This is a genomic window from Kitasatospora sp. NPDC001225 (assembly GCF_053597855.1).
Map to the genome: position 1 here is coordinate 1 of NZ_JBSFJC010000207.1, position 9,606 is coordinate 9,606.

General features: G+C 76.6%; 11 protein-coding genes. 7 read left to right on the forward strand and 4 right to left on the reverse strand.

All coding sequences use genetic code 11. From position 1 onward, the window contains the following. Positions 1–181: 181 nt before the first annotated feature. Positions 182–832 (reverse strand): TetR/AcrR family transcriptional regulator, encoded by a 651-nt coding sequence (locus ACWDCZ_RS36945; RefSeq protein WP_449818195.1) that lies wholly within the window; start codon positions 830–832, stop codon positions 182–184. 122 nt (positions 833–954) lie between these two features. Between ACWDCZ_RS36945 and ACWDCZ_RS36950 the strand changes: the two genes are divergently transcribed. Continuing rightward, positions 955–2,007, forward strand: a complete 1,053-nt coding sequence (locus tag ACWDCZ_RS36950) for an alpha/beta fold hydrolase (RefSeq protein WP_449818196.1) — start codon at positions 955–957, stop codon at positions 2,005–2,007. Positions 2,008–2,216: 209 nt separating this feature from the next. On the opposite strand, the gene tpx is transcribed toward ACWDCZ_RS36950, so the two are convergent. Together tpx and ACWDCZ_RS36960 are read right to left on the reverse strand one after the other, a co-directional pair. Next, a complete protein-coding gene (gene tpx, locus ACWDCZ_RS36955) occupies positions 2,217–2,717 on the reverse strand; it encodes a thiol peroxidase (RefSeq protein ID WP_049659074.1) in 501 nt (166 codons plus the stop codon). A 521-nt stretch (positions 2,718–3,238) separates the two neighbouring features. Continuing rightward, positions 3,239–4,222, reverse strand: coding sequence for an oxidoreductase (locus tag ACWDCZ_RS36960; protein ID WP_449818197.1), 984 nt, complete (start codon positions 4,220–4,222; stop codon positions 3,239–3,241). A gap of 82 nt (positions 4,223–4,304) precedes the next feature. Between ACWDCZ_RS36960 and ACWDCZ_RS36965 the strand changes: the two genes are divergently transcribed. After that, positions 4,305–4,982, forward strand: coding sequence for a TetR family transcriptional regulator (locus ACWDCZ_RS36965; RefSeq protein WP_449818198.1), 678 nt, complete (start codon positions 4,305–4,307; stop codon positions 4,980–4,982). A gap of 165 nt (positions 4,983–5,147) precedes the next feature. On the opposite strand, the gene ACWDCZ_RS36970 is transcribed toward ACWDCZ_RS36965, so the two are convergent. Further along, positions 5,148–5,510, reverse strand: a complete 363-nt coding sequence (locus tag ACWDCZ_RS36970; protein WP_049661667.1) for a hypothetical protein — start codon at positions 5,508–5,510, stop codon at positions 5,148–5,150. 387 nt (positions 5,511–5,897) lie between these two features. Between ACWDCZ_RS36970 and ACWDCZ_RS36975 the strand changes: the two genes are divergently transcribed. The 5 genes from ACWDCZ_RS36975 to ACWDCZ_RS36995 all read left to right on the forward strand — a co-directional run bounded on the left by ACWDCZ_RS36975 (position 5,898) and on the right by ACWDCZ_RS36995 (position 9,479). After that, entirely contained in the window at positions 5,898–6,284 is a 387-nt protein-coding gene (locus ACWDCZ_RS36975; RefSeq protein WP_449818199.1) for a VOC family protein, read from the forward strand. A gap of 105 nt (positions 6,285–6,389) precedes the next feature. Continuing rightward, the gene (locus tag ACWDCZ_RS36980; RefSeq protein WP_198959518.1) at positions 6,390–6,707 is read left to right on the forward strand and encodes an ArsR/SmtB family transcription factor; all 318 of its coding nucleotides are present in this window, start codon (positions 6,390–6,392) and stop codon (positions 6,705–6,707) included. 101 nt (positions 6,708–6,808) lie between these two features. Beyond that, complete coding sequence (locus ACWDCZ_RS36985) at positions 6,809–8,056, forward strand: MFS transporter (protein ID WP_220449987.1); 1,248 nt, start codon at positions 6,809–6,811, stop codon at positions 8,054–8,056. Between the two features lie 260 nt (positions 8,057–8,316). Next, positions 8,317–8,739 (forward strand): YwqJ-related putative deaminase, encoded by a 423-nt coding sequence (locus ACWDCZ_RS36990; RefSeq protein WP_387968831.1) that lies wholly within the window; start codon positions 8,317–8,319, stop codon positions 8,737–8,739. Next, positions 8,736–9,479 carry an SUKH-3 domain-containing protein gene (locus tag ACWDCZ_RS36995; RefSeq protein WP_449818200.1) on the forward strand — a complete coding sequence of 248 codons (744 nt, stop codon included), beginning with the start codon at positions 8,736–8,738 and terminating at the stop codon, positions 9,477–9,479. Before ACWDCZ_RS36990 ends, ACWDCZ_RS36995 begins: the two co-directional genes overlap by 4 nt. The last annotated feature ends 127 nt before the right edge of the window (positions 9,480–9,606 follow it).

The following is a 9,606-nucleotide window of genomic DNA, read 5'->3' on the forward strand; positions in this document are numbered from 1 at the left end:
GGGGGGGGGGGGGGGGGGGGGGGGGGGGGGGGGGGCCAGGGGGGCGGCGGGACGCCCGGGGGGGGGGCGGGGGCGGCCCGGCCGCCGGGGCCGGCCGGGCCGGGGCCGTGCCGGTTTGACCGGCCGTCTGGTCGTGGCGGGTGCGGGGTCCGTCGCCCGGCTGTGCGCGGGGCGGCCGGTGTCAGGGGCGGTGCCGGGGGGCGGTGGCCCGGTTCCCGCCCGTCAGGCCGTCGAGGACCAGGTCCGTCAGGCGTTCGGGCAGGTCCGGTTCGTCGGGGCGGTGGCCGAGCAGGCAGCGGGTCTGGAGGGGGGCGCAGAGCAGTTCCAGTGCCAGGGCGGTGTCGGTGTCCGGGGGGAGTTCCCCGCGGTCCACGGCCCGGGCGATGATGGCGCCGGCCTGGTCGAGGCGGGAGTGCCAGAAGGTCTGCCAGGCCTCGGCGAGGTCGGGGTCGTCGGCGCTGAGGGCGGCGGCCCGGGCGACGGAGCGGCCGGTGGGGGTGGCGAGGTAGCGGGCCAGGGCGCGGGCGAAGGCGGCCAGGTCGGTGCGGACGGCCCCGGTGTCGGGGACGGGGACGCCCTCGTTGCTGCCGGTGAGCATGGCGTCCAGGACGAGTTTCTCCCGGGTGCCCCAACGCCGGTACACGGTGGTCTCGTTGACGCCGGCGCGGGCCGCGACCCCGGCGACGGTGAGCCGGTCGACGCCCTCCTCGGCCAGTACCTGCGCGGCGGCGTCCAGGACGGCCTGGCGTACGCGCGCGGCGCGCCCGCCCGGGCGGCGGCGCACCGGCGGCGGCTCCGACTCCGGCCGCGGCTCCGGCTCGTGTTCGGTCATGTCGATCACCTCGGCCACCACACTAACGCAGGGCTGCTTGCGTTAGGTGCCGGTGCGGGCGCATAGTCGTTAACGCAAGTGTTCCGGCTTTAAGAAGCTTGAGTGCGACAGGAGGCACCACCATGTCCTTCACCTGGCCCCTGGACCCGCGGGACCTGTTCGTCGAGCGCTACCCGCAGATGACCCTCGGCCTGCCCGCCGGCGAGGTGGACGCGGTCCGCGCCGCCGTCACCGTGATGTGGCCCGACCGGCCCGGCGGGTGGGTGTACGAGTGGTCCGCCCTCGCCGCCCGCCACGCCGCCGCCGGGCGCCACCGCGAGGCCGCGCAGGCGTACGGCTGGGCCAAGTTCCCCTCGCTCGCCGACGGGCCCAAGCGCACCGCGCTCGCCCGCCAGGTCGAGCAGTACGTCCTCGCCGCCCCCGGCTTCCCGGTGGAGTTCGAGCGCCGCGTCCTCACCGTCCCCCACCGCGGCGGCGAGGCCGCCGTGCCGGTCCACCTGATGGCCGCCCCCGGCCTGCCCGCCGACGCGCCCCTCGTCCTGGCCAGCGGCGGCGTGGACTCCTGGAAGACCGACCTGCACGGCATGTGGGAGCAGCTCGCGTTCGCCCTGCCGGCGCGGCTGCTGCTGTTCGACCTCCCCGGCACCGGCGAGAGCGCCCACCTGCCGATGACCCCGCACGGCGGGGACGAGGTGATCGCCGCACTGGTCGCCTTCGCCCGCGCGGCCGGCAACGGGAGGGTCGGCCACTTCGGCATCTCGATGGGCGGCTACTACTCCGCCCGCACCGGGCTGACCGGGGCGGTGGACGCCTCCGTGGTGCTCGGCGGCCCGGTCGAGCGCGCCTTCGCCCCCGGCCGCGGCTTCGCCTTCGGCATGGACGGCATCGTCGGCAACGCCCTGGGCTTCGACACCGCGCCGACCAGGGCCGAACTCGACGCGGCCTTCGCCGGATTCGACCTGCGCCCGCTGCTGGACCGGGACGCCAACGGGCCGATGCTGGTCGTCAACGGCACCGAGGACGTCCACGTCCCCCAGGACGACACCCTGGTGTTCGAGGGCCGCCGCGACACCCGCGTCGAACTGATCCCGGACACCGGCCACTGCGCCGTCTCCCGCTTCGACGAGGCGATGGCCCTGATCGCCCCCTGGCTGAAGGACACCCTGGCCGCCTGAACCGGCTGCCCCGGCGCCCCGCCACGTGACGCCCGCCGCGGGACGCCCGCCACGGCGGTCGCCCTCCGCCCGGCGCGTCCGGGACGGGCAAAAGCGACGGCGGCCCGCCCCCCGTCCTGCCCGTCCCGCCGGAGCGGGGACGGGCGGGACGCGAGGGGCGGGCCGCCGCACCACACAAGAGTCGGCACCGCGGGCGCGGTGCCGGCCGGTCAGACGAGGGCGGCGAGCGCGGCCTCGTAGTTCGGCTCGTCGGCGATCTCCGCGACCAGCTCGGTGTGCAGGACGGTGTCGTTCTCGTCCAGGACGACGACCGCGCGCGCCGTCAGCCCGGCCAGCGGACCGTCGGCGATCGCCACACCGTAGACGTCGTGGAAGTCCCGCCCGCGCAGGGTGGACAGCGTCTTGACGTTCTCCAGGCCCTCCGCGCCGCAGAACCGGGCCTGCGCGAACGGCAGGTCCGCCGACACGCACAGCACCACGGTGTTCTCCAGCGAACCCGCCTTGGCGTTGAACGTGCGCACCGAGGTCGCGCAGGTCGGGGTGTCGATGCTGGGGAAGATGTTCAGGACCTTGCGCCGACCCGCGAAGTCCTTCAGCGACACGTCCGCGAGCCCCTCGCCGACCAGCGTGAACGACGGCGCCTGGCTGCCGGCGGCCGGCAGCGCGCCACCGACCTGCACCGGGTTCCCCTTCAGCGTGACCTGAGCCATGAAAAGCCTCCTACCAGCAGTGTGTACGGGATGCAACGCCGCCGATCCTACTGCCCGCCCCCACCCCCGCCCGGGGCGACCGCCAATACCGGACACCCCGACCGGCCGGAACAGGAACCGGCAGCGGGAAGCGGGAACAGGGACACGGACAGGGAAGCGGCGAACCGGACCGCACGGGGCCCACCCCGCGGGCCCCGCCGCACAGACCGTCAACCCGCCCACCACACGCCCCCGCCCGCCCGCCTGCCGTACGGCCGTGCCCTGCGCCGGTGGTGTCCGGCCGCCCCCTGGCCGGGACCGGTCCGGCGTTCCCGGCGGACGGGGGCGGGGTGCCGGGCGGGCCGGGACCTGCCGCCCGGTCACGGGGGAGGCGGCACCCGCGGGCGCGCCTGCCGCCGCGGCCCCGGCCGCCGTCGGTCGTGTCCGCTGCCGTAGCGCGGTCCCCCCCGTGCCCCGCTGCGCCCCGCCGCCCGCCGTGCCGCGTGGGCGGTGACCTCCCCTCGCCCCCTCCCGCCCCGGGGTCAGGCGCCGTCCGCCGCGGGCACGGTGAACCGCAGCCCGGTCAGTTCCTGCGACACCTCCCACAACCGCCGCCCCGCCCGCGGGTCCTGGGCGCGAGGGGCGGGCGAGGTCAGCGCCGGGGCCCCGCGCAGTTCGCCAGGCCCGCCCGGCCCGTACAGCTCCCCGCCGCGCACCCCGGGGGCGGTCGCCGCGTGCAGCTGTGCCAGCGCCCCGCGGGCGGGCGTCTGCGCGAGCGGGCGCAGCAGGTGCCCGAACAGCAGCCGTACCGGTGCGACGGCGCCGGCGCGGGGCAGGGCGGTGGCGGCGTAGCCGGGGTGGGCGAGCACGCTGCGCACGGGGCTGCGGGCGGCGCTCAGGCGGCGGTGGAGTTCGAGGGCGAAGAGGGCGTTGGCGAGTTTGGACTGGTTGTAGTGGCCCATGGGGGAGTAGGCGCGTTCGCCGGTGAGGTCGTCGAAGTCGATGCGGGCGCGGCGGTGGTTGGCGGAGGTGACGGTGACGACGCGCGGGTCGCGGCCCTGGGCGAGCAGGTCGATCAGGTGGGCGGTGAGGGCGAAGTGGCCGAGGTGGTTGACGGCGAACTGGAGCTCGTGGCCGTGCGGGGTGAGGGTGCGCGGGGGTGCCATGACGCCGGCGTTGTTGACCAGGACGTCGGGGTGGACGCCGTCGGCGCGCAGGCGGGTGGCGAAGGCGTGCACGGAGCGGGGGTCGCCGAGGTCCAGGCGGCGTACCTCCAGGCGGGCGGCGGGGTGGGCGGCGCTCACGCGGGCCGCGGCGCGCCGGCCCTTGTCCTCGTCGCGTACGGCGAGTACGACGCGGGCGCCGCGGCGGGCGAGGGCGTCGGTGGTGGCCAGGCCCAGGCCGCTCGTGGCGCCGGTGACGACGAACACCCGCCCGTCCAGGTCCGGTTGCGGCTCCGGGCCGGGGCCCGGTCCGGGGGCGGGGCTGTGGTCGGGGGCGTGGTTGCTTCGGGGCGTACGACTCATACGGCTCAAGGTGCCCTTCCTGTCACCAAGTGTCAAGGTGGGCATTGAGAGCCGTGTGTGGCGTGGGGGCTAGGATGGGGCGGTGACCTCCCGACCCGCCGCCACCCTGGCCCAGCGCAAACGCCAGCTCGTGGCCGACGAGCTGACGCGGGCGGCGCTGGAGCTGCTGGCGGGCGGCGGGTTCGACGCCGTCACGGTGGACGAGATCGCCACCGCCGCGGGGGTGTCCAAGCGGACGTTCTTCCGCTACTTCGCGTCCAAGGAGGACGTGGTCGTCCGGTTCCTGGGCGCGCTCGGCGCGGCGATGCGCGAGGAGCTGGCCCGCCGCCCGGCGGGGGAGGCGCCCTCGGTGGCGCTGCGGCACGCGGTGTGGCGCAGTGTCGAGGACTGCGCCGGCCACGAGGAGCGCGCCCGCCAGGTGGTGCGGCTGGTCCTGTCCACCCCCGCCCTGCTCGCGCGCTTCCTGGAGCGCCAGGCGCAGTGGCGCGACGACCTCGCCGAGGAGCTCGCCGCCCGCCTCGGCCTGGACGCCGGGCGCGAGCTGTACCCGCGGCTGGCCGCGGACATGGCGCTGGCGGCCTTCCACACGGTGCTCCAGCGCTGGAGCGCCGACGACGACGCTGCCGGTGACGCCTCCGGTGGCGGCGGCGCGGCGGTGGACCCCGCCGCGCTGACCGGGAGCTGCTTCGCCGTCATCGCCCCGGCCCTGGACGCCGTCGTGCGCACCCCCGCCCCCGGCGGCGCCCCCGCCACGGCCTGACCCCTGCGGCGCCGTCGGGCCGCGCCGCCCTCCCGGTCGCCCCGCGGTATCCGGCAAGGCGCCCGCCCCGCGGTGCCCGCGGAGGGGTCCGCGGGTGCCACGGGGCGGGCGCCTGCCGGACGGGCCGTCACCGTACGGGTGCGGGCGCCGGTCCGGGCGGCCGGTTCAGTTGAAGACCACGACGTCGGTGCGCATCGGCAGCGGGCTGTTCCACCCGATGCTGATCTTGAAGGTCACCACGCCGTTGCCCGGGGCGATGCTCGAGACCTGGAAGGCCGCGGCGCCGACGAACCGGTTGCCGTTGGAGTCGATCTCGGAGGCCGTGATGACGACCGTCGAGTCGATCCCGATGACGTTCCAGGACAGCTGGAGGTTGAAGGTCCCGTTGCCCGGGCTCCACGTCCACCAGGCCCGGTTCACGGAGCCGACGTTGCCGCCGATGGCCGCGAGGCCCTCGTCCCGGCCGGCGGGCAGCGAGCTGTGCGTGATCTGCGGGACCTCGGAGGCGGAAGGTTCGACTGCGGCCATGGCGGCACTCCCTGCGCCGGGAGAGCCCCCCACGAGCCCTCCGGATACCCAGAGTGTCCGCCGTTGTGCGCAGCGTCACAATCACTCGTGCGAGTGAACCACCGGCGCGTCGCCGTGCCACCCGCGCCACCGCGGCCCCGGGCCGCGCGCCGCCCGGCGCGCACCGCCCGCCTGTCGCCCGGCGCGCACCGCCCGCCGGCTGCCGACCCGTCAGTCCGCGGCCCGTCCCACCCCGCCGCGCTCGCGCGCGGCTTGCCCGCGGCCGGGCGGTGGCCGACGGTGGAGTGCGAAACGCGCCGCGCGGCCCCGCCCGCCCGCGCGCACCGCCGCCCACCCGCCCGCCCGGGCCCGAACCACCCGGGCCCGAGCCACCCGAGGGAGCCCCCCGTGAGGACCAACCTGGCCAGCGTCTTCGTCGACGACCAGGGCAAGGCCCTGCGCTTCTACACCGACGTGCTGGGGTTCGTGAAGAAGGCCGACGTCCCGCTCGGCGACCACAGCTGGCTCACCGTCGTGTCGCCCGAACAGCCCGACGGCACCGAGCTGCTCCTGGAGCCCGACCGGCACCCCGCCGCCAGGGCCTACGTCGCGGCCCTGGCCGCCGACGGCATCCCCGCCACCTCCTTCGCCGTGGACGACGTGCACGCCGAGTACGAGCGCCTGCGCGCCCTGGGCGTGCGCTTCACCCAGGCGCCGCTGGCCATGGGGCCGGTGACCACCGCCGTCCTGGACGACACCTGCGGCAACCTCCTCCAGATCGCCCAGTACCACTGACCCCGCCCCGCACGGCCCCCGAGGGCGCCCCGCCTTGACACCCCGGATCGTATCCAGAATATTAGATACGTCCCGAGGGGCCGGACGGCGGAAGGAGCGTGTGCGGTGGACCTGGACCCGCTGGCCGTGCACAAGGCGCTCGCCAACCCGGCGCGCGCGGACTTCCTGCGCTGGCTCAAGACGCCCGAGCGCTACTTCGACGAGCCGTACTACCGCGAGCGCGGCGTCGGCTTCCACATCGGCGTGTGCGTCACCGACATCCAGGAGCGCTCGGGGCTGTCCCAGTCGGTGGTCTCCGGCTACCTCCAGATCCTGCGCGAGGCCGGGCTGCTGGTGTCCGAGCGCGTCGGCAAGTGGACGTTCTACCGGCGCGACGAGGAGACCATCGCCGCCTTCGCCGCGTACGTGCGCGACGAACTCTGACCCCGCCCCACCCCGCTTCGGGGGGCGCCCGCCCGGCGCCCCCTTTTCTTCGACCCAAACGCATCCAACTATCTAGATTTGTGTATCCAATGGAGGCTGTCGTGCCACGCACCGCTCCCGCCCGAAACGCCCTGGCCGTCCCGGTCCTGGCACTGGGCGTGTTCGGCATCATCACCACCGAGATGGGCGTCGTCGGCGTCCTGCCCTCCCTGGCCGAACGCCTGCACGTCACCCCCGCCGCCGCCGGATGGCTGGTCGGCGCCTTCGCCCTCACCGTCGCCGCCACCGGCCCCGTCGGCGTCCTGCTCGCCTCCCGGCTGCGCCGCAAGACCGTCCTGGCCGCGGCGCTCGCCCTCTTCGCCGTCTCCAACGCCGTCTACGCGCTCGGCCACTCCTTCCCGCTCGTCCTGGCGTTCCGGATCCTGCCCGCGCTGCTCCACCCCGTCTTCTTCGCCCTCGCCCTGACCGCCGCCACCCGCCTGGCCGCGCCCGGCAAGGCCGCCCGCGCCGCCACCACCGTCTTCGCCGGCGTCAGCGCCGGCTTCGCGTTCGGCGTGCCCGTCACCTCCTACCTCGCCGAGCACATCTCCCTGCCCGCCGCGTTCTGGGCCGCCGGCGCCGTCAACCTCCTCGCCTGCGCCGGCGTCCTCGCCTTCTTCCCCGACCTGCCCGACACCGCGCCGCCCACCTACGCCGGACAGCTGGGCATCCTGCGCAGGCCCCGCCTGTGGCTGGCCGTCGCCGCCGTCACCCTGGTGTTCGCCGCGATGTTCAGCGGCTACGGCTACATCGCCGAGTACCTGGGACGCGTCACCGGCCTCGCCCCCTCCCTCACCGGCCCCGTCCTGATGGCCTTCGGCGTCGTCATGACCGCCGGCAACATCCTCTTCGGCCGCCTGCTGGAACGCGGCCTCGTACGCACCGTCACCGCCTACCCGCTCCTCTACCTCGCCCTCTACCTCCTGGTCGACGCCGCCGGCCCCCACCCCCTGCCCATGCTCGCCGCCGTCCTGGCCTGGGGCGCCGTCCACTCCGGCGGCCTCGCCGTCGCCCAGGCCTGGCTCGCCCGCGACGCCACCGACGCCCCCGAGTTCGGCAACAGCCTCTTCATCTCCTTCTCCAACCTCGGCATCACCCTGGGCACCACCCTCGGCGGAGCCGTCGTCACCACCGCCGGCCCCCGCCACCTGCCCCTGGCCGGCGCCGCCCTCGCCGCCGCCGCCCTGGCCGCCGTCCTCCTGCGCCGCCGCCTGGACCCGCCCCGGCAGCCCGACCAGCCGCAGCCCGACCAGCAGTCGCGGCACGACGAGCCGCGGCACGAGGAGCCCCGGCCCGCCCCGGCCCCCTGACCGGCCCCGCCGGCCCGCGCCCCCTGCCCCGCCCCGGGCAGGGGGCGCACCCGCCCGCCGGCCCCCGGCCGTACCCGCGCGGCCCGTACCCGCACCGCCCGCGCGGCCCGTACCCGCACCCGCCCGCGCGGCCCGCACGCGGGAACCCCGGCGGCCCGCCGCGGACCACCGCTACCGTGTCACCGGCCCCCGCCACCGGCCGTCGCGGCGCTCCCGCGCGCCGCACCCGGCCACGACACGAGACGAGTTGATGCCGCACCATGTCCGACGACGACATACCGCCGGGCGTCGGCGCCGCACTGCTGCGCCCCGGGGCCGAGGCGGTGACGGCGACCAGCACGCACACCGCCACGACGGACGCGCACCCGGCCGTGCGGAGCCTGCTGGACCGGACCGCGCCCGCGATGCGCTCGCTGTTCCACGGGCGCTGCCCGGAGGTCGTCCTGCTGTCGCGGGTCGCCGCCGAGGCGCGGGCGGCGCTCGTCGCCGAAGGCGTCCACGACCCCGGGCACGACCGGGTCATCGAGCGCATGGGCCTGCTGCTGTCCGGGGCGGTGATCGCGGGCATCCTGCTGCGCGAGCCAGGCGATCCGGCGCACGAGCGCCCGATCCCGCCCTGCTCGTCGTGCGCACCCGCGCTCGACGCGCTCGGCGTGCGGGTCGTGGAGGCGCCCGCGCTGTGACGTCCCGTTTCCCCGCCCCCGTCCTCCACGCCCTGACCGCGGCCGGCTGGTACGAGGGCGTCCGCCTGCCCGAGCACGAACTGCGGGCCCGGCTGCGCTCGTGGGGGGACCCGGCCGCGTACTTCCCGGCCCCCGTGACGGCCGTGCTGCGGGAGTTCGGCGGCATGGCCGTCCACCAGTACGGGCCGGGTGCGGACATGTCCCGGATGCCGTTTCGGATCGATCCCGGGGTCGGGCTCCACGCGGACCGGAGCCTGCGCGCCTACGGCGCGAGGTACGGCCCGGACCTGGTGCCCGTCGGGGAGTACGACCTGGGACGCGGGCGGCTCGCGATGGACGCCGAGGGCGCCGTCCACCTGTTCTGGGGCGACCTGTGGAAGGTCGCCGACTCCTTCGACGGCGCCCTGGTCGCCCTGGTCGAGGGCCGGCGCCCGAGGCGCCTCGACCCGGCCGCGCCGGCCCCGCTTCCCCCCGGCGAACCGGCGGACGAGGCCAGGGCCCGCGACCTGGCCCGCCACCGCGCCGTCCGGGGCGGCCCCCTCGGCGCGGTGGACGTCGTGCTCCGGGAGTTCGAGCTCGGCTGGCCGGCCTTCCCGGTCTTCGCCGACCCGGACCCGCTCGCGAACGTGGGCGCGGGCTGCCTGGTCGTGGACCGCCGCAACGGCCTCGTCACGCAGATGCCCGCCCTGCCCGCCGACCGCGTCCTGGACATGTACCGCGCGTGGTACCCGGCCCGCTGACGCGCCGGCGGCACGTCCCGCCGCCCGCGTCGCGGCGGCACCGCGGCACCCCCCCCGGGCACGACGCCTGGACCGTCGGTGACGAGCCCTGCGTGATCGTCGACTGGCAGGGCTTCGCGGACTACGC

Coding starts and splice junctions, on each gene's coding strand:
- ACWDCZ_RS36945 (WP_449818195.1), bottom strand. CDS start 832: ATGACCGAACACGAGCCGGAGCCGCGGCCGGAGTCGGAGCCGCCGCCG.
- ACWDCZ_RS36950 (WP_449818196.1), top strand. CDS start 955: ATGTCCTTCACCTGGCCCCTGGACCCGCGGGACCTGTTCGTCGAGCGC.
- tpx (WP_049659074.1), bottom strand. CDS start 2,717: ATGGCTCAGGTCACGCTGAAGGGGAACCCGGTGCAGGTCGGTGGCGCG.
- ACWDCZ_RS36960 (WP_449818197.1), bottom strand. CDS start 4,222: ATGAGTCGTACGCCCCGAAGCAACCACGCCCCCGACCACAGCCCCGCC.
- ACWDCZ_RS36970 (WP_049661667.1), bottom strand. CDS start 5,510: ATGGCCGCAGTCGAACCTTCCGCCTCCGAGGTCCCGCAGATCACGCAC.
- ACWDCZ_RS36990 (WP_387968831.1), top strand. CDS start 8,317: ATGTCCGACGACGACATACCGCCGGGCGTCGGCGCCGCACTGCTGCGC.